The 23,904-nt window shown below is 56.0% G+C and carries 18 protein-coding genes; 10 read left to right on the top strand and 8 right to left on the bottom strand.

The window, feature by feature from the left end; all coding sequences use genetic code 11:
• Window positions 1-7: 7 nt before the first annotated feature.
• The 4 genes from holC (at window position 8) to ahr (ending at window position 5,036) form a co-directional block, all read left to right on the top strand.
• Window positions 8-451, top strand: coding sequence for a DNA polymerase III subunit chi (gene holC, locus E3U32_RS01455; protein ID WP_134347395.1), 444 nt, complete (start codon window positions 8-10; stop codon window positions 449-451).
• Entirely contained in the window at window positions 451-3,306 is a 2,856-nt protein-coding gene (locus E3U32_RS01450; RefSeq protein WP_134347394.1) for a valine--tRNA ligase, read from the top strand. The genes holC and E3U32_RS01450 overlap by 1 nt, the downstream gene beginning before the upstream one ends.
• A gap of 123 nt (window positions 3,307-3,429) precedes the next feature.
• Complete coding sequence (locus tag E3U32_RS01445) at window positions 3,430-3,933, top strand: GNAT family N-acetyltransferase (RefSeq protein ID WP_134347393.1); 504 nt, start codon at window positions 3,430-3,432, stop codon at window positions 3,931-3,933.
• A gap of 83 nt (window positions 3,934-4,016) precedes the next feature.
• Window positions 4,017-5,036, top strand: coding sequence for an NADPH-dependent aldehyde reductase Ahr (gene ahr / locus E3U32_RS01440; protein ID WP_134347392.1), 1,020 nt, complete (start codon window positions 4,017-4,019; stop codon window positions 5,034-5,036).
• A gap of 45 nt (window positions 5,037-5,081) precedes the next feature.
• Here the strand turns inward: ahr and E3U32_RS01435 are convergent, their stop codons facing one another.
• Window positions 5,082-6,719: a dihydroxyacetone kinase subunit DhaK gene (locus tag E3U32_RS01435; RefSeq protein WP_134347391.1), complete on the bottom strand. Its 1,638-nt coding sequence runs from the start codon at window positions 6,717-6,719 to the stop codon at window positions 5,082-5,084.
• A 137-nt stretch (window positions 6,720-6,856) separates the two neighbouring features.
• On the opposite strand from E3U32_RS01435, the gene E3U32_RS01430 reads away from it, so the two are divergent.
• Window positions 6,857-8,359: a helicase HerA-like C-terminal domain-containing protein gene (locus E3U32_RS01430; RefSeq protein ID WP_134347390.1), complete on the top strand. Its 1,503-nt coding sequence runs from the start codon at window positions 6,857-6,859 to the stop codon at window positions 8,357-8,359.
• Here the strand turns inward: E3U32_RS01430 and E3U32_RS01425 are convergent.
• Window positions 8,339-9,280: a TIGR01212 family radical SAM protein gene (locus tag E3U32_RS01425; protein ID WP_134347463.1), complete on the bottom strand. Its 942-nt coding sequence runs from the start codon at window positions 9,278-9,280 to the stop codon at window positions 8,339-8,341. The genes E3U32_RS01430 and E3U32_RS01425 overlap by 21 nt on opposite strands.
• Window positions 9,281-9,967: 687 nt before the next feature.
• Between E3U32_RS01425 and gltB the strand changes: the two genes are divergently transcribed.
• Both gltB and gltD read left to right on the top strand, forming a co-directional pair.
• Entirely contained in the window at window positions 9,968-14,428 is a 4,461-nt protein-coding gene (gltB, locus tag E3U32_RS01420) for a glutamate synthase large subunit (protein ID WP_134347389.1), read from the top strand.
• A gap of 9 nt (window positions 14,429-14,437) precedes the next feature.
• Window positions 14,438-15,856: a glutamate synthase subunit GltD gene (gltD, locus tag E3U32_RS01415; protein WP_134347388.1), complete on the top strand. Its 1,419-nt coding sequence runs from the start codon at window positions 14,438-14,440 to the stop codon at window positions 15,854-15,856.
• Window positions 15,857-15,884: 28 nt separating this feature from the next.
• Here the strand turns inward: gltD and sspB are convergent, their stop codons facing one another.
• From sspB to zapE, 5 genes are all read right to left on the bottom strand, one after another.
• Window positions 15,885-16,382 carry a ClpXP protease specificity-enhancing factor gene (sspB, locus tag E3U32_RS01410; RefSeq protein ID WP_134347387.1) on the bottom strand — a complete coding sequence of 166 codons (498 nt, stop codon included), beginning with the start codon at window positions 16,380-16,382 and terminating at the stop codon, window positions 15,885-15,887.
• Window positions 16,383-16,387: 5 nt separating this feature from the next.
• Window positions 16,388-17,026: a stringent starvation protein SspA gene (gene sspA / locus E3U32_RS01405; RefSeq protein WP_134347386.1), complete on the bottom strand. Its 639-nt coding sequence runs from the start codon at window positions 17,024-17,026 to the stop codon at window positions 16,388-16,390.
• A 308-nt stretch (window positions 17,027-17,334) separates the two neighbouring features.
• Window positions 17,335-17,727, bottom strand: coding sequence for a 30S ribosomal protein S9 (gene rpsI, locus E3U32_RS01395; protein WP_003860436.1), 393 nt, complete (start codon window positions 17,725-17,727; stop codon window positions 17,335-17,337).
• A gap of 15 nt (window positions 17,728-17,742) precedes the next feature.
• Complete coding sequence (rplM, locus tag E3U32_RS01390; RefSeq protein WP_134347385.1) at window positions 17,743-18,171, bottom strand: 50S ribosomal protein L13; 429 nt, start codon at window positions 18,169-18,171, stop codon at window positions 17,743-17,745.
• A gap of 303 nt (window positions 18,172-18,474) precedes the next feature.
• Window positions 18,475-19,599 carry a cell division protein ZapE gene (gene zapE / locus E3U32_RS01385; RefSeq protein WP_134347384.1) on the bottom strand — a complete coding sequence of 375 codons (1,125 nt, stop codon included), beginning with the start codon at window positions 19,597-19,599 and terminating at the stop codon, window positions 18,475-18,477.
• Between the two features lie 189 nt (window positions 19,600-19,788).
• Between zapE and zapG the strand changes: the two genes are divergently transcribed.
• The 3 genes from zapG to degS all read left to right on the top strand — a co-directional run bounded on the left by zapG (window position 19,789) and on the right by degS (window position 22,886).
• Complete coding sequence (gene zapG, locus E3U32_RS01380) at window positions 19,789-20,187, top strand: Z-ring associated protein ZapG (RefSeq protein ID WP_008502832.1); 399 nt, start codon at window positions 19,789-19,791, stop codon at window positions 20,185-20,187.
• 171 nt (window positions 20,188-20,358) lie between these two features.
• On the top strand, window positions 20,359-21,726 hold the full coding sequence (gene degQ, locus E3U32_RS01375) for a serine endoprotease DegQ (protein WP_134347383.1): 1,368 nt from the start codon (window positions 20,359-20,361) through the stop codon (window positions 21,724-21,726).
• 92 nt (window positions 21,727-21,818) lie between these two features.
• Window positions 21,819-22,886: an outer membrane-stress sensor serine endopeptidase DegS gene (degS, locus tag E3U32_RS01370; protein ID WP_134347382.1), complete on the top strand. Its 1,068-nt coding sequence runs from the start codon at window positions 21,819-21,821 to the stop codon at window positions 22,884-22,886.
• A gap of 61 nt (window positions 22,887-22,947) precedes the next feature.
• On the opposite strand, the gene mdh is transcribed toward degS, so the two are convergent.
• Entirely contained in the window at window positions 22,948-23,886 is a 939-nt protein-coding gene (gene mdh / locus E3U32_RS01365) for a malate dehydrogenase (protein WP_023309387.1), read from the bottom strand.
• Between the last annotated feature and the right edge of the window lie 18 nt (window positions 23,887-23,904).

Genomic DNA, 23,904 nt, shown 5'->3' with positions numbered 1-23,904 from the left:
CCCATATATGAAGAATGCAACGTTCTACCTTCTGGACAATGACACCCACCAGGATGGCCTCAGCGCCGTCGAACAGCTGGTGTGTGAAATTGCCGCAGAACGTTGGCGCGCAGGTAAACGCGTTCTGATTGCCTGTGAAGATGAACAGCAGGCTATCCGTCTTGACGAAGCGCTGTGGGCGCGCCCGCCGGAGAGTTTTGTGCCGCATAACCTGTCAGGCGAAGGTCCACGCGGCGGCGCACCGGTAGAAATTGCCTGGCCGCAAAAGCGCAACAGCAGCGCGCGCGATATTCTGATTAGCCTGCGGAGAGATTTTGCAGATTTTGCCACCGCTTTCACAGAAGTGGTAGACTTTGTCCCTTACGAAGAATCTTTGAAACAACTGGCGCGCGAACGCTATAAAGCGTACCGCCTGGCTGGTTTTAACCTGAATACGGCAACCTGGAAATAATGGAAAAGACATATAACCCACGCGATATCGAACAGCCGCTTTACGAGCACTGGGAACAGCAGGGCTATTTCAAGCCTAACGGCGATGAAAGCAAAGAGTCCTTCTGCATCATGATCCCGCCGCCGAACGTCACCGGCAGTTTGCATATGGGTCATGCTTTCCAGCAGACCATCATGGACACCATGATCCGCTACCAGCGCATGCAGGGTAAAAACACCCTGTGGCAGGCGGGGACTGACCACGCGGGTATCGCGACCCAGATGGTGGTTGAGCGTAAAATTGCCGCTGAAGAAGGGAAAACCCGCCACGACTACGGTCGCGACGCGTTCATCGACAAAATCTGGCAGTGGAAAGCGGAATCTGGCGGCACCATTACCCGTCAGATGCGCCGTCTCGGTAACTCCGTGGACTGGGAGCGCGAGCGCTTCACCATGGATGAAGGCCTGTCCAACGCCGTTAAAGAAGTCTTCGTCCGCCTATACAAAGAAGACCTGATTTACCGTGGCAAGCGCCTGGTAAACTGGGACCCGAAACTGCGTACCGCAATCTCCGACCTGGAAGTGGAAAACCGCGAGTCTAAAGGCTCCATGTGGCATATCCGCTATCCGCTGGCCGACGGTGCAAAAACTGCAGACGGTAAAGATTACCTGGTGGTCGCGACGACCCGTCCGGAAACCCTGCTGGGCGATACCGGTGTCGCCGTTAACCCGGAAGATCCGCGTTATAAAGATTTGATCGGCAAATTCGTGGTGTTGCCGCTGGTTAACCGCCGTATTCCGATTGTGGGCGACGAACATGCCGACATGGAAAAAGGCACCGGCTGCGTGAAAATCACCCCGGCGCACGACTTCAACGACTACGAAGTCGGTCGTCGTCACGCCCTGCCGATGATCAACATTCTGACCTTCGACGGCGATATCCGCGAAAGCGCAGAAGTGTATGACACCAAAGGTGAAGAATCCGACGTCTACTCCAGCGACATTCCGGCTGAGTTCCAGAAGCTGGAACGTTTTGCCGCGCGTAAAGCGATTGTTGCTGCAGTAGATGCTCTCGGCCTGCTGGAAGAGATCAAACCTCACGACCTGACTGTGCCATACGGCGACCGTGGTGGTGTGGTTATCGAGCCAATGCTGACCGACCAGTGGTACGTGCGTGCCGACGTGCTGGCGAAACCGGCTGTTGAAGCGGTTGAGAACGGCAGCATCCAGTTCGTGCCGAAGCAGTACGAAAACATGTACTTCTCCTGGATGCGCGATATTCAGGACTGGTGTATCTCCCGTCAGCTGTGGTGGGGTCACCGCATCCCGGCATGGTACGACAACGAAGGCAATGTCTACGTTGGCCGCACCGAAGACGAAGTGCGTCAGGAAAACAACCTGAGCGCGGATGTTGCCCTGCGTCAGGACGAAGACGTGCTGGACACCTGGTTCTCCTCTGCGCTGTGGACCTTCTCCACGCTCGGCTGGCCGGAAAATACCGACGCGCTGCGTCAGTTCCACCCAACCAGCGTGATGGTGTCCGGTTTCGACATCATTTTCTTCTGGATTGCCCGCATGATCATGATGACCATGCACTTCATCAAAGACGAAGACGGCAAGCCGCAGGTTCCGTTCCATACCGTCTACATGACCGGTCTGATCCGCGACGACGAAGGCCAGAAGATGTCCAAGTCCAAGGGCAACGTGATCGACCCGCTGGACATGGTTGACGGTATCTCTCTGGAAGAGCTGCTGGAAAAACGTACCGGCAACATGATGCAGCCTCAGCTGGCTGAGAAAATCCGCAAGCGCACCGAGAAGCAGTTCCCGAACGGGATTGAACCGCACGGTACCGACGCCCTGCGCTTCACCCTGGCAGCACTGGCCTCGACCGGCCGCGACATTAACTGGGACATGAAGCGCCTGGAAGGTTACCGTAACTTCTGTAACAAGCTGTGGAACGCCAGCCGCTTCGTGCTGATGAACACGGAAGATCAGGATTGCGGCTTCAACGGCGGCGACATGACGCTGTCTCTGGCAGACCGCTGGATCCTGGCGGAATTCAACCAGACGGTGAAAGCGTTCCGCGAGGCGCTGGACAGCTACCGCTTCGATATCGCGGCGGGCATCCTGTATGAATTCACCTGGAACCAGTTCTGCGACTGGTATCTGGAGCTGGCGAAGCCGGTAATGAATGGCGGAACGGAGGCGGAACTGCGCGGCACGCGTAATACGCTGATCACCGTTCTGGAAGGCCTGCTGCGCCTGGCGCATCCGGTCATTCCATTTATCACCGAAACCATCTGGCAGCGCGTGAAGGTCATCGCAGGCATCAATGCTGACACCATCATGCTGCAGCCGTTCCCGGAATTCGATGCGGCGAAAGTCGATGACGCTGCATCAGCGGATACCGAGTGGCTGAAGCAGGCGATCGTTGCGGTACGTAACGTCCGTGCTGAAATGAACATCGCTCCGGGTAAACCACTGGAGCTGCTGCTGCGCGGTTGCAGCGAAGCGGCGGTTCGTCGTGTCACCGAGAACAACACCTTCCTCAAGACCATGGCGCGTCTGGAAAGCATCACCGTGCTGCCTGCTGATGACAAAGGTCCGGTATCCGTGACCAAAATCATCGACGGCGCCGAGCTGCTGATCCCAATGGCGGGTCTCATCGACAAAGACGCAGAGCTGGCTCGTCTGGCGAAAGAAGTGGCGAAAGTCGATGTGGAAATTGGCAAAATCGAAGGCAAGCTAGCGAACGAAGGCTTTGTCGCCCGTGCACCAGAAGCGGTCATCGCGAAAGAGCGTGAGCGTCTGGTTGCCTTCGCCGATGCGAAGACCAAGCTGATTGAGCAGCAGGCGGTAATTGCAGCCCTGTAATGCTATTACCCCTTACGCTTCAGGGCGTAAGGGGTATCCTTCCTGAAAACTCCTCGCTTGCACTCCCCTTTCTGCGGTGCTATTAACAGCAGTTGTGTGTCAATTTTTGTAATGAGTAATGCTATGAGCGTGATTACCCCCGTCGCGACGACGATGCGTCGGATCGCTGTGCAGGACAACCCGGCTATCGCCGCCGTTATCCGTACGGTTTCTGCCGAATATGGCCTGACGGCTGATAAAGGCTACACGGTTGCCGACCCGAATCTGGACGAGCTGTTCCAGCTGTACAGCCAGCCGGGCCATGCCTACTGGATAATCGAGCAGAACGGCCAGGTGGTGGGCGGCGGCGGCGTCGCGCCTCTCAGCTGCAGCGAGCCGGATATCTGTGAACTACAGAAAATGTATTTCCTGCCAGCGGCGCGCGGGCAAGGTCTGGCGAAAAAGCTGGCGCTGGTGGCCCTGGACCACGCGCGAACTCAGGGTTTTAAACGCTGTTACCTCGAAACCACCGCCTTCCTCAAAGAAGCCATTGGCCTGTATGAACATCTGGGCTTTGAGCATATTGATGCACCGCTGGGTTGTACCGGCCACGTTGATTGCGAAGTCAGGATGCTGAAAAGTCTGTAATTATCTTTGCTGCCCTCTTCTGTTAAGCGGCGCTGAACTGAATGCTCTACACTCTCAGTTCACACCACAACGGGGGAAACACGATGTCAACGATAAAAAGCTACGCCGCACCGCAGGCGGGTGCAGAGCTTGAGCTGTACGAATACGATGCGGGCGAACTAAAAGCAGAAGACGTCGAAGTACAGGTTGATTACTGCGGGATCTGCCACTCGGATCTCTCGATGATCGACAACGAATGGGGCTTTTCAAGCTATCCACTGGTTGCCGGGCACGAAGTCATTGGCCGCGTCGTGGCGCTCGGTAGCGCCGCGCAGGACAAAGGGCTGAAAGTGGGCCAGCGCGTGGGCATTGGCTGGACGGCACGTAGCTGCGGCCACTGCGATGCCTGTATCAGCGGGAATCAGATCAACTGCCTCGAAGGCGCCGTTCCCACCATTCTGAACAAAGGCGGTTTTGCCGACAAACTACGCGCCGACTGGCAATGGGTCATCCCGCTGCCGGACAGCATTGATATCGAATCCGCCGGTCCGCTCCTGTGCGGCGGTATCACCGTCTTCAAACCCCTGCTGATGCACCATATTACCGCTACCAGCCGCGTGGGCGTCATCGGTATTGGCGGCCTGGGGCATATCGCCATCAAACTGCTGCACGCGATGGGCTGTGAAGTCACGGCGTTCAGCTCGAACCCAGCCAAAGAGAAAGAAGTGCTGGCAATGGGTGCAGATAAAGTCGTGAACAGCCGCGATCCTGAAGCCCTGAACGCGCTGGCGGGGCAGTTTGACCTGATCATTAACACCGTTAACGTCGATCTCAACTGGCAGCCGTACTTTGAAGCACTGGCCTACGGCGGCAACTTCCACACCGTAGGGGCAGTCATGAAGCCGCTGCCGGTTCCGGCGTTTACCCTGATCGGCGGGGATCGCAGCGTGTCCGGTTCCGCAACCGGTACGCCATTCGAGTTGCGCAAGCTGATGAAGTTTGCCGGACGCACCAAAGTGGCCCCAACCACCGAGCTGTATCCGATGTCGAAAATCAACGAAGCCATCCAGCACGTGCGCGACGGCAAAGCTCGTTATCGCGTGGTGTTGAAAGCGGATTTTTGATGTGATTGTGCCGGGTGGCGGCTTCGCCTTACCCGGCCTACTTTGCTATTTCGCTAACGTGTTAAACACCTCTGCCACCGCGACCGCTCCCGGATCCATCACGCCGTCCAGATTCTCTTTGTTCACATACGATGAGCGCCCCGCACCGGCTTTCTCCATTTTCGCCGTTGCCTCTGCCCCCTGCTGTGCCGCCAGCGCTGCCGCCTGAAGATCGCCTTTCTGCAAGGCTTCCAGCGCCGGTTGCAGCGCATCGATCAGCGTGCGATCGCCGAGATCCGCCCCGCCGTACTGCTTCATCTGCGCCAGCCCGCTCAGCAACGCTTCAGGTAACGCCTGCCCGTCATGCAGTTTCTGCCCCGCAGCGGTAAAGAAGATCGACATCAGTACCCCGCTCGATCCGCCCATCACCGTGGCCAGCCGCTCGCCCACCAGCAACAGTAGCGCCGACACATCATTAAGTGGAAGTTTGTCCTCCTCCAGGCGCTGCGCAATATCCCGGGCACCTTGCGCAAAGGTAGAGCCGGTATCACCATCCCCCACTTTTGCATCCAGCGCGTTAAGACGATTTTCTAGCTGGATCAGCGTCTTCGTTACCGAGGCGACATACCCACCAACCTGCGGATTGACTGATGGGGCGTATTCCACACGATCATGAATGGCGCTATGCGCCACGGTACGCAGCGGTGCAAACGCCACCGGCTTCTGCCAGCCCAGCGTTTCGACCTCGGCGTGAATCGCCTTTTCGAAGAAATCGTTGAGCTTCAGCAGCGTCAGAGAAAAACCTTTCATATCTAGCGCGCTGACCAGCGGTGCAGGGCCAATCAGGTAGGCGATCTCCTCTTTCAGTGCCGAGTGCGCCAGCTCTTTCGTCAGCAGCGCCATCTCCAGCGCCGATACGCCACCAAGATTGTTAATCAATACCGCAAAGCGCCCCTTACCCGCCTGCGCCCTCAACGGTGCCACCAGCGTGTCGATAATCGCTTTGCTGTTTTGCGTATCCACCACGGAAGCTCCGGGCTCGCCGTGAATGCCAAGACCCAGCTCGACGTGGCCTTGTTTAATGCGCCCCTCTTCATCGTCGCTGCCCGGCAGATTGCAGGTTTGCATCGCCACGCCCAGGCTCCAGAGATTGTCGCAGGCCTGCTGCGCAATCTCCCGCACTTCACTCAGCGATTTCCCGTGCTCCGCCGCATAGCCCGCAATTTTGTGCACCAGTGCCGTACCGGCAATACCGCGCGGCTGCTTGTTATCCGGCAGCGCGATGTCGTCCGCCACAATCACCATCTCCACCTTCAGACCGTAGCGCTTGGCCTTTTCAGCCGCCAGGCCGAAGTTCAGGCGGTCACCGGTATAGTTTTTGACGATCAGCAGGCAGCCGCGATCGCCCGTGACCGCGACGATGGCATTCAATACCGCATCCACGCTCGGCGAGGCAAACAGATCGCCACACACTGCCGCCGTCAACATGCCTTTACCGACAAACCCGGCGTGCGCGGGTTCGTGGCCTGAGCCACCGCCAGAGATCACCGCCACACGGCTTTTGTCCCAGTCGCCGCGCGCGACGATCCTGATGGCCGGATCGACATCGAGTTTGACAAGGTTGGCGTGCGGTGCAGAGAGCAGTATGCCTTCAATGGCATCGTTGACCAGCTGTTTGCGGTCGTTAAAGAAGAATCTGGACATAGTTTCCCACTATTTTGTGAACCGTATGCAAAAGCATAGTTCGCGCTGGATAATGCGCCGCAAAGTCAGCAATTTACTCAGCCAAATTGCCGTCAGGTTGCCTATACTGCACCCAGGACTAAGAGAGGAAGCGCATCATGAGTACACCATTGTTAATTGCCCGGACGCTGGAAAAAGAGCTGTATTTATTGCCCGCGATGGCGAACCGCCACGGTCTGATCACCGGTGCGACCGGGACGGGGAAAACCGTGACCCTGCAAAAGCTGGCGGAGTCGCTTTCAGAGATTGGCGTACCGGTCTTTATGGCTGACGTGAAAGGCGATTTAACCGGTGTGGCTCAGGAGGGTACCGCCTCTGAAAAACTGCTCGAACGGCTGAAGAATATTGGCATCACGGACTGGACCCCACGCAGCAACCCGGTGGTTGTTTGGGACATCTTCGGCGAGAAAGGTCACCCGGTACGCGCCACTGTCTCCGATCTCGGCCCGCTGCTGCTGGCCCGCCTGCTTAACCTCAACGACGTGCAGTCCGGTGTGCTGAATATTATCTTCCGCATTGCCGATGACCAGGGTCTGCTGCTGCTTGATTTCAAAGATCTGCGGGCCATTACCCAATACATCGGCGATAACGCGAAATCCTTCCAGAACCAGTACGGCAATATTAGCAGCGCGTCGGTGGGAGCCATTCAGCGCGGATTACTGACCCTGGAGCAACAGGGGGCTGAACACTTCTTCGGCGAGCCCATGCTGGATATCAAAGACTGGATGCGCACCGACAGCAGCGGCAAAGGCATCATCAACATTCTGAGCTCAGAGAAGCTCTACCAGATGCCGAAACTCTACGCCGCCAGCCTGCTGTGGATGCTCTCAGAGCTTTATGAGCAGCTCCCCGAAGCGGGCGATCTGGAAAAACCGAAGCTGGTGTTCTTCTTTGACGAAGCGCATCTGCTGTTCAACGACGCGCCGCAGGTCCTGCTGGATAAGATTGAACAGGTCATTCGCCTGATCCGCTCCAAAGGCGTCGGCGTCTGGTTTGTTTCGCAAAACCCGTCGGATATTCCGGACAACGTACTAGGCCAGCTCGGCAACCGCGTGCAGCACGCCCTGCGCGCCTTTACGCCGAAAGATCAAAAAGCGGTGAAAGCCGCGGCGCAAACCATGCGCGCCAATCCTGCCTTTGATACCGAAGCAGCAATTCAGGCGTTAGGCACCGGTGAAGCGCTGATCTCGTTCCTTGATGCCAAGGGCAGCCCGTCCGTTGTGGAACGCGCAATGGTGATCGCCCCCTGCTCGCGCATGGGGCCAGTGACGGACGACGAGCGCAACGGCCTGATTAACCACTCGCCGGTATACGGAAAATATGAAGACGAGGTGGATCGGGAGTCTGCGTTCGAGATGCTGCAAAAAGGCGTGCAGTCGACAACGGAATCGCAGGATGCGCCTGCCGCTAAAGGGCAGTCTGTCGCGGTGGATGACGGTATTCTCGGTGGACTCAAAGACATTCTGTTCGGCAGCACCGGGCCGCGCGGCGGCAAGCGTGATGGCGTGGTGCAGACCATGGCGAAAAGTGCTGCACGGCAGGTCACGAATCAGATAGTGCGCGGCATGCTGGGGAGTTTGTTAGGCGGTCGTCGTCGGTAGATGGGGAACCCACGGGCGGCCAAGCGCCGAGCCCTGTACGCCATTCTCCTGCAGATAGCGGTCGATTTCCACCATCCCCGTCCAGCGGTTCTCACACCACAGCGGTGCCAGAAGCGTTGGGCGGCGGGCGCTGGCGGAGATGCGATGGTAAATAATCTCCGGCGGCGTATGGCGAATCATCTCTCCCGCCGTCACCGTATACTCGTCGAGTTCGATGCCGTTTAACCGACCGGCTTCCCAGGCTTTCGCCATGATGCTGCCCTTCACGATATGCAGCGGGTGCAGCTTGATACCGTCCACGCCGGTCTCAACCACTTTTTCCAGCGTCTCCAGGCCATGCTGTTGACCTTCGCCAGGCAACCCGACAATCAGGTGCGAGCAGACTTTTAGCCCGCGCTCGCGCGCCAGACGCGTAGTGCGTTGGTAGCAGGCGAAATCATGGCCACGGTTGATTCGGTGCAAGGTTTTGTCATGCGCGGTCTGTAAACCCAGTTCCAGCCAGATCTCATAGCCTTGATCTTTATACTCGCTGAGCAGGTCCAGCACCGCGTCCGGCACGCAGTCCGGGCGCGTCCCCACGCACAGCCCGACAATATTGGCCTGAGTGACCGCCTGCTGATACATGGAACGCAGCACCTGCACCTCCGCCCATGTGCTGGTGTAGGCCTGAAAATAGGCCAGATATTGTTTGGCGCGGTTGACCAGGCTTGCCTGATGGGCAAGCTGTTCCGCGATGGAGTTATGCTGCTGCGCCTCGTCGGCGAACGAAGCCACGTTACAGAAAGTGCAGCCGCCGCGCCCGATGGTGCCATCGCGATTCGGGCAGCTAAAACCGCCGTGCAGCGTCAGCTTGTGAACCTTTTGCCCATAACGCTGCAAAAGATCCCCACCAAACATATTGACTAATTTCTGTAACTGCATAATCTGATAGACCGTCCCGGAGAAAGGGGACAAGCCTGCCATTTTTAGCCTCTGTCGGCGATGACCTGGATCAATCGTCCCGGACGGCCTTTATCTATATGAATAAATAATCAAGATTACTGCAATTTCATTCACGCAATCCGTAATTACTTTTCCTTATGTTCTGATGGTTTTTTTTATTTATAGTGCCCACACTGAAAAACAGTGACTTTATGCGGGTTTACACCTCGCACCAGATTATTATTCTGCTATAAATCTGCTATTCAGCACGCTGCATCGATAATACCGCTTTCATATAGTGAGTCAGATCACACTCCGCTGCGTCCTGCCAGGGCATACAATCAATGTAAAATTAGTTAAATACTTTTTATATACAAATAGATAGCACCTCTTTAGCACATTTTTGTATAAATAAGATTGCCATTTGACCTGTGTACCAATTCCCGATAACTTGGAAATCCGCTGGAAGCTTTCTGGATGAGCGGCCTGCTCATCATATTTATGCAGTAATTGAGATTCCCTCTGAAGCAAGTCCTCAAACTTGTTTACCTGCGCGAAAGGATGAAAAAGAGGGCGAATGCGAGGTCCGCGTATGAAACGCAAACCCCGTCGCCATGCTCTTTCTGCGCCTGTGCGCCACGGTAAAGTTCAGTGGGAAGCCCGACGAGCCTGGGGAGGTTCACTGATATGTTGTACGATAAATCCCTTGAGAAGGATAACTGTGGTTTCGGCCTGATCGCCCACATAGAAGGCGAACCTAGCCACAAGGTAGTGCGTACTGCTATTCACGCACTGGCCCGAATGCAGCACCGTGGCGCCATCCTTGCCGATGGTAAAACCGGCGACGGTTGCGGCCTGCTGCTGCAAAAACCCGATCGTTTCTTCCGCATCGTGGCGGAAGAGCGCGGCTGGCGTTTAGCCAAAAACTACGCTGTCGGTATGCTGTTCCTGAACCAGGATCCTGAAAAGGCTGCTGCCTCACGCCGCATCGTCGAAGAAGAACTTCAGCGTGAAACCCTGTCTATTGTCGGCTGGCGTAATGTGCCAACCAACGAAGGGGTGCTCGGTGAAATCGCCCTCTCCTCACTGCCTCGCATTGAACAGATTTTCGTTAATGCGCCTGCGGGCTGGCGTCCACGTGATATGGAACGCCGTCTGTTCATCGCTCGCCGCCGCATTGAAAAACGTCTCCAGGACGATAAAGAGTTCTACGTCTGTAGCCTCTCTAACCTGGTGAACATCTATAAAGGTCTGTGTATGCCGGCTGACCTGCCGCGCTTTTACCTGGACCTGGCGGACCTGCGTCTGGAATCGGCCATTTGCCTGTTCCACCAGCGCTTCTCCACCAACACCGTACCTCGCTGGCCGCTGGCTCAGCCGTTCCGCTATCTGGCGCACAACGGCGAGATCAACACCATTACCGGTAACCGCCAGTGGGCCCGCGCCCGTACCTATAAATTCCAGACGCCACTGATCCCTGACCTGCACGATGCCGCGCCGTTCGTGAACGAAACCGGCTCTGACTCCAGCTCCATGGATAACATGCTGGAACTGCTGCTGGCGGGCGGGATGGACATCGTTCGCGCCATGCGTCTGCTCGTGCCGCCGGCCTGGCAGAACAACCCGGATATGGATCCGGAGCTGCGCGCGTTCTTCGACTTTAACTCCATGCATATGGAGCCGTGGGATGGCCCGGCGGGCATCGTTATGTCCGACGGCCGTTTTGCTGCCTGTAACCTGGACCGTAACGGCCTGCGTCCTGCGCGCTACGTCATCACCAAAGACAAGCTCATCACCTGCGCCTCTGAAGTCGGTATCTGGGATTACCAGCCTGACGAAGTGGTCGAGAAGGGCCGCGTCGGCCCGGGCGAGCTGATGGTTATCGATACTCGCGGTGGGCGCATTCTGCACTCAGCCGAAACCGATCACGATCTGAAAAGCCGCCATCCGTACAAAGAGTGGATGGAGAAGAACGTGCGTCGCCTCGTGCCGTTCGAAGATTTATCGGATGAAGAAGTGGGTCGTCGCGAACTGGACGACGACATGCTTGCGAGCTTCCAGAAACAGTTTAACTACAGCGCGGAAGAGCTGGACTCTGTTATTCGCGTGCTCGGTGAAAACGGCCAGGAAGCGGTCGGATCCATGGGTGACGATACCCCGTTTGCCGTGCTCTCCAGCCAGCCGCGCATCATTTATGACTACTTCCGTCAGCAGTTCGCGCAGGTCACCAACCCGCCAATCGACCCGCTGCGTGAAGCGCACGTCATGTCGCTGGCAACCAGCATCGGTCGCGAGATGAACGTCTTCTGCGAGGCCGAAGGCCAGGCGCACCGTTTGACCTTTAAATCGCCGATCCTGCTGTACTCCGATTTCAAACAGCTCACCACCATGAAAGAGGAGCACTATCGCGCCGACACGCTCGACATTACGTTTGACGTGAACGAATCGAGCCTCGAAGAGACGGTGAATGCGCTGTGTGACAAAGCCGAACAGATGGTACGTAACGGTACCGTTCTGCTGGTGCTTTCTGACCGTAATATCGCGAAAAACCGTCTGCCGGTACCCGCGCCAATGGCGGTAGGTGCTATCCAGACGCGTCTGGTCGACAAAAGCCTGCGCTGCGACGCCAACATCATTGTTGAAACCGCCAGCGCCCGCGACCCGCACCACTTTGCCGTGCTGTTAGGCTTTGGTGCGACGGCGATTTATCCATACCTGGCCTACGAAACGCTGGCCCGTCTGGTGGATACCCGCGCGATCGACAAAGACTACCGTGCAGTGATGCTGAACTACCGTAACGGCATCAACAAAGGTCTGTACAAGATCATGTCCAAAATGGGCATCTCGACCATTGCTTCCTACCGCTGCTCGAAGCTGTTTGAAGCGGTCGGCCTGCATGATGAGGTAGCCAACCTCTGCTTCCAGGGTGTGGTCAGCCGCATCGGCGGCGCCGGTTTTGCTGACTTCCAGCAGGATCTGGTGAACCTGTCTAAACGCGCCTGGCTGGCACGCAAGCCGCTGGATCAGGGCGGTCTGCTGAAATACGTTCACGGCGGTGAGTATCATGCTTACAACCCGGACGTGGTGCGCACGCTGCAGCAGGCGGTTCAGAGCGGCGAATACAGTGATTATCAGCAGTACGCTGAGCTGGTCAACAACCGTCCGGCGGCGACGCTGCGCGACCTCATTGCCCTCAATCCGGGTGATGAAGCGGTCAGCATTGACGAGGTTGAACCTGCATCCGAACTGTTCAAACGCTTCGACACCGCGGCGATGTCCATCGGCGCGCTGAGTCCTGAAGCCCACGAGGCGCTGGCGGAAGCCATGAACAGCATCGGCGGTAACTCCAACTCCGGCGAAGGCGGTGAAGATCCGGCGCGTTACGGCACCAACAAAGTGTCACGTATCAAGCAGGTGGCATCCGGTCGTTTTGGCGTGACGCCGGCGTACCTGGTTAACGCCGACGTGATTCAGATTAAAGTTGCTCAGGGTGCTAAACCGGGCGAAGGCGGTCAGTTGCCGGGTGATAAAGTTACCCCGTACATCGCCAAACTGCGCTATTCGGTACCGGGCGTGACGCTGATCTCCCCGCCGCCGCACCACGATATCTACTCTATCGAGGACTTAGCGCAGCTGATTTTCGACCTGAAGCAGGTCAACCCGAAAGCGATGATATCCGTGAAGCTGGTTTCCGAACCGGGCGTTGGTACCATCGCCACCGGTGTGGCGAAAGCCTATGCGGATCTCATCACCATCGCCGGCTACGATGGCGGCACCGGTGCAAGCCCGCTCTCCTCCGTGAAATACGCGGGTTGTCCGTGGGAGCTTGGCCTGGTAGAAACCCAGCAGGCGCTGGTGGCTAACGGTCTGCGTCACAAGATCCGCCTGCAGGTGGATGGCGGCCTGAAAACCGGCCTCGACATCATCAAAGCAGCGATTCTGGGTGCTGAAAGCTTCGGCTTCGGTACCGGCCCAATGGTTGCGCTTGGCTGTAAATACCTGCGTATTTGCCACCTGAACAACTGCGCAACCGGTGTTGCGACCCAGGACGAGAAGCTGCGTAAGAACCACTATCACGGCCTGCCGTTCAAAGTGACCAACTACTTTGACTTCATCGCCCGTGAAACCCGCGAGCTGATGGCGCAGCTGGGCGTGAAGCGCCTGGTGGACCTGATTGGTCGTACCGATCTGCTCAAAGAGCTGGAAGGTTTCACCGCCAAGCAGCAGAAGCTGGAGCTGAGCAAGCTGCTGGAAACCGCGCAGCCGCACCCTGGCAAAGCGGTTTACTGCACCGAGAACAACCCACCGTTCGATAACGGCGTGCTGAACGCGCAGCTGTTGCAGCAGGCGAAACCGTACGTGGACGACAAGCAGAGCAAAACGTTCTGGTTTGATATCCGCAACACCGACCGTTCTGTGGGTGCCTCCCTCTCCGGCTACATCGCGCAAACGCACGGTGACCAGGGGCTGGCAGCGGATCCGATCACCGCACACTTCAGCGGTACTGCGGGTCAGAGCTTTGGCGTGTGGAACGCAGGTGGCGTTGAGCTGTACCTGACTGGCGATGCCAACGACTACGTCGGTAAAGGCATGGCGGGCGGTCTGCTGGCGGTGCGTCCTCCGGTGGGTTCTGCTTTCCGCAGCCACGAAGCAAGCATCATCGGCAATACCTGTCTGTACGGCGCGACCGGCGGACGTCTGTTTGCTGCGGGACGTGCAGGTGAACGTTTTGCGGTGCGTAACTCCGGTGCTATCACCGTAGTGGAAGGCATTGGCGATAACGGTTGTGAATACATGACGGGCGGGATTGTTTGCGTCCTGGGTAAAACCGGCGTGAACTTTGGCGCAGGCATGACGGGCGGTTTTGCGTACGTACTGGATGAAGACGGTGAGTTCCGCAAACGCGTGAACCCGGAACTGGTGGAAGTGCTGGACGTTGATACGCTGGCCATCCACGAAGAACACCTGCGCGGTTTGATTACCGAACACGTGCAGCATACCGGTTCTTCGCGCGGCGAAGAGATCCTGGCGAACTGGCCGGCGTTCTCAGCGAAATTTGCGCTGGTTAAACCGAAGTCCAGCGATGTTAAAGCCCTGTTGGGTCACCGTAGTCGTAGCGCAGCAGAGCTGCGTGTGCAGGCGCAGTAAGGAATTCAGATGAGCCAGAACGTATACCAGTTTATCGACCTGCAGCGTGTTGATCCGCCAAAGAAACCGCTGAAGATCCGTAAAATTGAATTTGTAGAAATCTACGAGCCGTTTTCAGAAGGCCAGGCCAAAGCACAGGCAGACCGCTGCCTGTCCTGCGGTAACCCTTACTGCGAATGGAAATGCCCGGTCCACAACTACATCCCGAACTGGCTAAAGCTGGCCAACGAAGGGCGTATTTTTGAAGCCGCCGAGTTGTCTCACCAGACCAACACCCTGCCGGAAGTGTGCGGCCGCGTGTGTCCTCAGGACCGTCTGTGTGAGGGTTCCTGTACGCTGAACGACGAGTTTGGCGCAGTGACCATCGGTAACATTGAGCGCTATATCAACGATAAAGCGTTCGAGATGGGCTGGCGTCCGGATATGACCGGCGTGAAGCAAACCGACAAGCGCGTAGCGATCATTGGCGCGGGCCCGGCGGGCCTGGCCTGTGCGGACGTCCTGACCCGTAACGGCGTGAAGGCGGTGGTCTTTGACCGTCATCCGGAAATCGGCGGTCTGCTGACCTTCGGTATCCCGGCCTTCAAGCTGGAAAAAGAGGTCATGACCCGCCGCCGTGAAATTTTCACCGGTATGGGCATTGAGTTCAAACTGAACGTGGAAGTGGGCCGCGACGTGCAACTTGACGACCTGCTGAAGGATTACGATGCCGTGTTCCTCGGCGTGGGCACCTATCAGTCCATGCGCGGGGGTCTGGAGAACGAAGATGCTCCAGGCGTATTTGACGCTCTGCCGTTCCTGATTGCCAATACCAAGCAGATCATGGGTTATGGCGAAACCGCCGAAGAGCCGTTTGTGAGCATGGAAGGCAAACGCGTGGTGGTGCTGGGCGGCGGTGATACCGCAATGGACTGCGTGCGTACCTCCATTCGTCAGAATGCGGCACACGTGATCTGCGCCTATCGTCGCGACGAAGAGAATATGCCGGGCTCTAAACGCGAAGTGAAAAACGCGCGTGAAGAGGGCGTGGAATTCCAGTTCAACATCCAGCCTCTGGGTATTGAAGTGAATGCCAACGGTAAAGTGAGCGGCGTGAAAATGGCGCGCACTGAGATGGGTGCGCCGGATGCGAAAGGCCGTCGTCGCGCAGAAATCGTGGCAGGCTCTGAACACGTGATCCCGGCCGACGCCGTGGTGATGGCGTTCGGTTTCCGTCCTCACAGCATGGAATGGCTGGCGAAGCACAGCGTTGAGCTGGATTCGCAGGGCCGCATCATTGCGCCAGAGGGAAGCGATAACGCGTTCCAGACCAGCAACCCGAAAATCTTCGCCGGTGGCGATATCGTTCGCGGTTCCGACCTGGTGGTGACGGCGATTGCCGAAGGCCGTAAAGCGGCTGACGGGATACTGAACTACCTGGAAGTGTAAAAAAACAGGCCCAATTGGGCCTGTTTTATTATTTCACGACGCGAAGGGCTGGACGACCACCGCGCGGCGGTGGATCGTCATCAGGATCATTGTCGTCGTGATGATCGGGCTTATCACCATCGATAAGTGACATCACCGTGTCGCTTTCGCGCTCATCAGCTGCATTGTCATCATTCAGGCTGGCAACATCTTCATCATACGCCGCTTCCGGCTCGAACATGGTACCCGCACCGTTTTCACGGGCGTAAATCGCCAGCACGGCAGCCAGCGGCACAGAAACCTGACGCGGGATACCGCCGAAACGCGCGTTAAAACGCACTTCGTCGTTTGCCAGTTCCAGGTTACCTACCGCACGCGGCGCAATGTTCAGCACGATCTGTCCGTCACGTGCGTATTCCATTGGAACCAGCACGCCCGGCAACGTCACATCCACAACCAGGTGCGGCGTGAGCTGGTTATCCAGCAGCCATTCATAGAAGGCGCGCAGCAGATACGGACGGCGTGGGGTTAATTGTGACATTTCCACAGTCATTAGCCTCGGCCGAGACGCATTTCACGTTCCGGTTCAGTTAAAGATGCCAGGAAAGAGTCGCGCTCAAATACGCGAGTCATATAGCCCTTCATCTCTTTCGCGCCAGGGCCACTGAACTCAACCCCCAGGGTTGGCAGACGCCATAGCAACGGAGCCAGGTAGCAATCCACCAGGCTGAACTCATCGCTCAGGAAGAACGGTTTCTGGCCAAACACAGGTGCGATTGCCAGCAGTTCTTCACGCAGTTGTTTACGGGCAGCATCCGCTTCAGAAGAGGAACCGTTAACGATAACGTTCATCAGCGTGTACCAGTCTTTCTCGATACGCTGCATGTACAGGCGGCTTTCACCACGCGCGACAGGGTAAACAGGCATCAGTGGTGGATGCGGGAAACGCTCATCCAGATATTCCATAATGATACGGGATTCCCACAGGGTCAGCTCGCGATCCACCAGCGTCGGCACGCTTTGGCTCGGGTTGAGATCGATCAGATCCTGAGGCGGGTTATCCTTTTCCACATGCTCGATCTCAAAACTGACACCCTTCTCGGCCAGCACGATACGAACCTGATGGCTATAAATGTCAGTAGGACCAGAAAACAGCGTCATTACCGAACGTTTGTTGGCAGCGACAGCCATGAAAACCTCCAGGTATATTCAGAATTTTTACTGCTACCAGCCCAACAGGGGCCAGCCAGATGTTGTATCGCCCATCCCAGAGAAAACACATTGTTCAAGAATCGAACAAAAATCGAGTATTCACTGATATTTGGGCAGAAAATTGGATGATAGTTTACCAGATTTTGATGGCTTTGTGGTGAGGGGATTCTGGAAATGTGGAAAAAGAGAAGATATATGCATGGATATTGTGGATAACCTGCGCATTATCCATAAAAAAACCCGCCGAAGCGGGTTTTTCGCCAATCGTTCTGCGTGAGCAGAATGGATTAACGTTTGGAGAACTGTGGACGACGACGTGCTTTACGCAGACCCACTTTCTTACGTTCAACCTGACGCGCGTCACGAGTAACGAAGCCAGCTTTACGCAGTTCAGAACGCAGGGATTCGTCGTACTCCATCAGAGCGCGGGTGATACCGTGACGGATCGCACCTGCCTGACCGGAGATACCACCACCTTTAACGGTGATGTACAGATCCAGTTTTTCTACCATGTCAACCAGTTCCAGCGGCTGGCGAACTACCATGCGGGCAGTTTCGCGACCGAAGTATTGTTCCAGAGAACGCTGGTTGATTACGATTTTACCACTGCCCGGTTTGATGAAAACGCGAGCTGCGGAACTTTTGCGGCGACCAGTGCCGTAGTATTGATTTTCAGCCATTGCCTATAATCCCGATTAGATGTCAAGAACTTGCGGTTGCTGTGCCGCGTGGTTGTGCTCGTTGCCTGCGTAAACTTTCAGTTTACGGAACATAGCACGACCCAGCGGGCCTTTTGGCAGCATGCCTTTAACCGCGATTTCAATCACACGCTCAGGACGGCGAGCAATCATCTCTTCAAAGGTCGCTTCTTTGATACCACCGATGTGGCCGGTGTGATGGTAGTACACTTTGTCAGTACGCTTGTTGCCGGTAACAGCAACTTTTTCTGCGTTCAGAACGATGATGTAGTCACCAGTATCAACGTGCGGAGTGTATTCCGCTTTATGCTTACCGCGCAGGCGACGAGCCAGTTCAGTAGCCAGACGGCCCAGAGTTTTACCGGTCGCGTCAACAACATACCAGTCGCGCTGTACGGTTTCTGGTTTAGCTGTAAAAGTTTTCATTAAAAGCTTACCCAAATAAATAAGTTACACGTTGGTGAACACCCAAACGTTTAGTCAGTTGAGGCTCACACGACAAAGTCCGGCAAACCTACCCCTTCGAATAGCACATGCCGACACATAGAAAGTTTTGGGAAAAAAACCTTCTCGTAACGTGGGGTCGCAAGATTATAGAGAAGTTGAGGTCAAAGATCGACCCTTAAATGCGTTTGAAATTGGGTTTTTCGAGGGTGTGGAAAATGCCGGGTGGCGGTTGCGCCTTACCCGGCCTACAAGGTTCCCTTCTCAGGGAGAGGGTGGCATTTGTTACGGCATATGCTCAAGCTTCAGGTATTCCTCGCTCTGCATCTCCTGCAGGCGCGAGAGACAGCGCTGGAACTCAAACTTCAGCCGCTCCCCCTGGTAGATCTCATATAAAGGTACCTCGGCGCTAACCACCAGCTTGACGTGGCGCTCATAAAACTCATCCACCAGCGCGATGAAGCGCCGTGCTTCGCTCTCCATCAGCCGCGTCATCACCGGAACATTCAGCACCATCACGGTGTGGAACAGACGCGAAAGTGCGATGTAGTCATGCTGGCTGCGGGCATCAACACACAGCGTCGTAAAGGAGACCGCCAGCGTTTGGTTTTCAACGCCGAGCGTTGGCAACGGGCGATGGTTAATCTCAAGTTCCGGGGCGTGCTCACGTTTTGCCCCCGCCAACGCCAGCCAAAGTTTGTCCATCTGGCGGGTGGTCTCTGTATTCAACGGTGAGAGCCACAGATGCGCCTGGGTCAGCGTGCGTAGGCGGTAATCCACCCCCGCATCAACATTCATTATGTCACAATGTTGTTTGATGGCGTCGATGGCAGGCAGGAAACGTGCCCGCTGCAGGCCATTGCGATACAGCTCATCAGGCGGGATGTTCGACGTGGCAACCAGCGTAATCCCACGGGCAAATAACGCTTTCATCAGGCCGCCTAATAGCATGGCATCGGTGATGTCAGACACAAAAAACTCATCGAAGCAGAGCACGTCAGTTTCCGCCTTGAATCTATCGGCCACAATATCCAGCGGATCGCTTTGGCCCTGCAGTGCAGTCAGCTCTTCATGCACTCGCAGCATAAAACGATGGAAGTGCAAACGCTGCTTACGTGCGCCCGGCAGGCTCTGGTAGAACATGTCCATCAGCCAGGTTTTTCCGCGCCCGACACCGCCCCACATATATAAACCGCGCACCGGAGCGTGATCCTGCGGCGCTTTTTTGCCAAGCAGCCGCCCAAATGCCGCCTTGAGCCCACTGCTCTGTTCGACTTCAGCGGGTTTTGCCGTGAGTTCCTGATAGATCGTCTCCAGACGGTTTACCGCCTCACGTTGAACGTCATCCGGCTGATGAGTGCCCTCGTTAAGGGCCAGTTGATAGCGCGATGCAGGGGACAGGTTTTGCATAATCTTATTGTTATTCCTTCAATTAATGCTCACCAGCAGGCGTGACTGATGAAAAAAAGGCCGTTCTACACTACGCGATGATACGTCAGGATTCCACTTCTGCGGAAATAGCGGTTATAGTGGCATTATCAGGCACAGGCAGGAGCCGAGCCAACACCCTACGGAACAACAAGACAACGGGAGAAGTTCATGACCTGGGAATATGCGCTAATCGGTTTAGTCGTCGGCATCGTCATTGGTGCTGTGGCCATGCGTTTCGGTAATCGCAAATTGCGTCAGCAGCAGTCACTGCAGTACGAACTGGAAAAGAACAAAGCCGAACTGGAAGAGTATCGTGAAGAGCTGGTCAGCCACTTTGCCCGTAGCGCCGAGCTGCTGGACAACATGGCAACCGACTATCGCCAGCTGTATCAACACATGGCGAAAAGCTCCAGCAGCCTGCTGCCGGAAATGACGGCGGAAACCAACCCGTTCCGCAACCGTCTGGCAGACTCTGAAGCCGGTAACGATCAGGCTCCGGTTCAGATGCCACGTGACTATTCAGATGGCGCGTCCGGCCTGCTGCGCGGCGGTGTAAAACGCGATTAATCGCACAACCTGAATTTATTTTACGGGCGCAGCGATTGCGCCCGTCCTTTCTTGATGACCCCAGCTATCATTTAGTTAAACACTTCATTGTTCAGCGGTTTAAAATTCAATAACATCAACGTGTTTTTGGGGCCGTTTTTCCTTTATTCCAGGTTACGAGAGTCAACATCGATGAAGAAAAAAAACCAGCTGTTGAGCGCTATCGCGTTAAGTGTCGGGTTATCTCTCTCGGCGTCCGTCCCGGTCTTCGCCGCTATTCCCTCCCAGGTACCTGGCCAGGCGGCCATTCCAAGCCTCGCGCCAATGCTGGAAAAAGTGTTGCCTGCGGTGGTCAGCGTACAGGTTGAAGGCACGGCAGTACAAAGCCAACGCGTCCCTGAAGAACTGAAAAAATATTTTGGCGATGAGTCTCCCGACCAACAGGCTCAGCCTTTTGAAGGCCTGGGTTCTGGCGTCATTATTGATGCGGCCAAAGGCTATATTCTCACCAACAACCACGTCATCAGCCAGGCCGATAAAATCAGCGTTCAGCTTAATGATGGACGTGAATTTGATGCCAAACTGATTGGCGGCGATGACCAGAGCGACATCGCGCTGTTGCAGGTGCAAAACCCGAGCAACCTGACCCAGATTGCCATTGCGGATTCCGACAAACTGCGTGTCGGTGATTTTGCCGTCGCCGTGGGCAACCCCTTTGGTTTAGGGCAGACCGCGACTTCCGGGATCGTCTCGGCGCTAGGACGCAGCGGCCTGAATCTGGAAGGGCTGGAAAACTTTATCCAGACCGATGCCTCCATCAACCGTGGGAACTCCGGCGGGGCATTGCTCAACCTTAACGGCGAGCTGATTGGGATCAACACGGCTATTCTGGCCCCGGGCGGCGGCAGCATTGGGATCGGTTTTGCTATCCCCAGTAATATGGCCAAAACGCTGGCGCAGCAGCTCATTCAATTTGGTGAAATCAAACGCGGGCTGCTGGGTATCAAAGGTATGGAGATGAGCGCAGATATCGCAAAAGCGTTCAACATCAACGTACAGCGCGGGGCGTTTGTCAGTGAAGTGCTGCCAAACTCCGGCTCGGCAAAAGCAGGCTTAAAATCGGGCGATGTGATCGTCAGCCTGAACGGTAAACCACTGAGCAGCTTTGCGGAGCTGCGCTCGCGGATTGCCACAACCGAACCCGGTGCGAAAGTGAAGCTGGGCCTGATACGTGACGGCAAGCCGCTGGACGTTGAAGTGACGCTGGATAAGAGCACCTCTTCCTCTGCCAGTGCGGAGCTTATCGCTCCGGCGCTGCAAGGAGCTACGTTGAGTGATGGGCAGATGAAAGACGGTACGAAAGGCATCAGCATCGACACCGTCGAGAAGAGCAGCCCTGCCGCGCAGGCCGGATTACATCAGGATGACGTTATCATTGGTGTAAACCGCAATCGCGTGCAGTCCATTGCCGAACTGCGCAAGGTGCTGGAAAGTAAACCGGCGGTCATTGCCCTGCAGGTTATGCGTGGCAATGAGTCCATCTATATTCTGTTGCGCTAAGCATTTGCGACCCCGGACATCACCGCTGCGTGTGATGTCCGGATAACTCATGTTATGCTGCAAATCGTTCCTTTTTTAACGACACGCGCATCATGCTTGTAAAGCTCTTACGTTCTATTGTCATCGGTTTGATTGTCGCAGGCCTGCTGCTGCTGGCGCTGCCGTCTTTACGTCAGTTCAACAAACTGTCGGCTCCCCAGTTCGATAGCACGGATGAAACGCCGGCCACCTATAACCAGGCCGTGCGCCGTGCCGCCCCTGCCGTGGTTAACGTCTATAACCGTGGCCTGAACACCTCAGCCCATAACCAGCTGGAGATCCGCACCCTCGGCTCCGGGGTAATTATGGACGAGCGGGGCTACATTATTACCAATAAGCACGTGATCAACGATGCCGACCAGATTATCGTCGCCCTGCAGGATGGCCGCGTGTTTGAGGCATTACTCGTCGGGTCAGATAGCCTGACCGACCTGGCCGTCCTGAAAATCAACGCCACGGGCGGTTTGCCGGTCATCCCGATCAACCGTAAACGTACTCCGCATATTGGCGACGTCGTACTGGCTATCGGTAACCCTTACAACCTGGGTCAGACCATCACCCAGGGGATTATCAGCGCGACCGGTCGTATTGGTTTGAACCCCTCCGGGCGGCAGAACTTCCTGCAAACCGATGCCTCCATCAACCACGGTAACTCCGGTGGTGCGCTGGTCAACTCGCTGGGCGAACTGATGGGCATCAACACCCTCTCGTTCGATAAGAGTAACGACGGCGAAACACCGGAAGGGATCGGTTTTGCCATTCCGTTCCAGCTGGCAACCAAGATTATGGATAAACTGATCCGCGACGGACGCGTGATCCGCGGCTATATCGGTATTGGCGGTCGTGAAATTGCACCTATGCATACCCAGGGCGGTGGTATCGATCAGATTCAGGGCATCGTGGTGAACGAGGTAGCGCCAGGTGGTCCGGCGGCCAGCGCGGGGATTCAGGTAAATGATGTCATTGTGTCGGTCAACGGCACGCCAGCGGTCTCTGCGCTGGAGACAATGGATCAGGTGGCAGAAATTCGCCCGGGTTCTATTATCCCTGTTGAGGTCATGCGCAACGATAAGAAACTGACGCTCCACGTGACGATTCAGGAATACCCGGCAACAAACTGACAGCCATAAAAAAACCGAAGCCATTAGTGCTTCGGTTTTTTTTGCCGGGAGACGGTTCGTTTTACTTGTTAACGAACTCTTCGCCCAGGGTGATATCTTTCTTCAGCGTATCCAGCATGCCTTCCATCGCGTGTTGTTCAAACGCGCTCAGCGTACCAATGGATTTACGCTCTTCGATACCGTTTTTACCCAGCAGCAGCGGCTGAGAGAAGAAGCGAGCGTGTTCGCCATCGCCTTCAACGTAAGCGCATTCAACAACGCCTTTCTCGCCCTGCAGAGCGCGAACCAGTGACAGACCAAAACGCGCAGCTGCCTGGCCCATAGACAGGGTCGCAGAACCGCCACCCGCCTTCGCTTCCACCACTTCGGTGCCCGCGTTCTGGATGCGTTTAGTCAGATCAGCCACTTCCTGCTCGGTGAAGCTCACGCCTGGGATCTGCGACAGCAGAGGCAGAATGGTGACACCAGAGTGACCGCCAATGACCGGAACTTCCACTTCTGTTGGCTGTTTGCCTTTCAGCTCAGCAACAAAGGTGTTGGAACGGATGATATCCAGCGTGGTTACGCCGAACAGTTTGTTTTTGTCGTAAACACCCGCTTTCTTCAGCACTTCAGCCGCGATAGCCACGGTGGTGTTCACCGGGTTAGTGATGATACCGATGCACGCTTTCGGGCAGATTTCAGCAATCTGCTGCACCAGGTTTTTCACGATGCCCGCGTTGACGTTGAACAGGTCTGAACGATCCATGCCTGGCTTACGCGCCACGCCTGCAGAAATCAGCACCACGTCGGCACCCTGCAGTGCAGGACGCGCATCTTCACCGGAGAAGCCTTTGATTTTTACAGCGGTCGGGATGTGGCTCAGGTCAACCGCCACACCTGGGGTTACCGGAGCAATATCGTACAGGGAGAGTTCTGAGCCTGAAGGCAGTTGGGTTTTCAGTAGTAGGGCAAGCGCCTGGCCGATACCACCAGCAGCGCCGAGGACTGCGACTTTCATCCTAAACTCCTTATTATG

The sequence above is a fragment of the Lelliottia nimipressuralis genome, assembly GCF_004402045.1.
GTDB lineage: Bacteria > Pseudomonadota > Gammaproteobacteria > Enterobacterales > Enterobacteriaceae > Enterobacter > Enterobacter chinensis.
The sequence above is the reverse complement of the archived record's forward strand: the minus strand, read 5'-3'. Positions and strand labels throughout refer to the sequence as shown.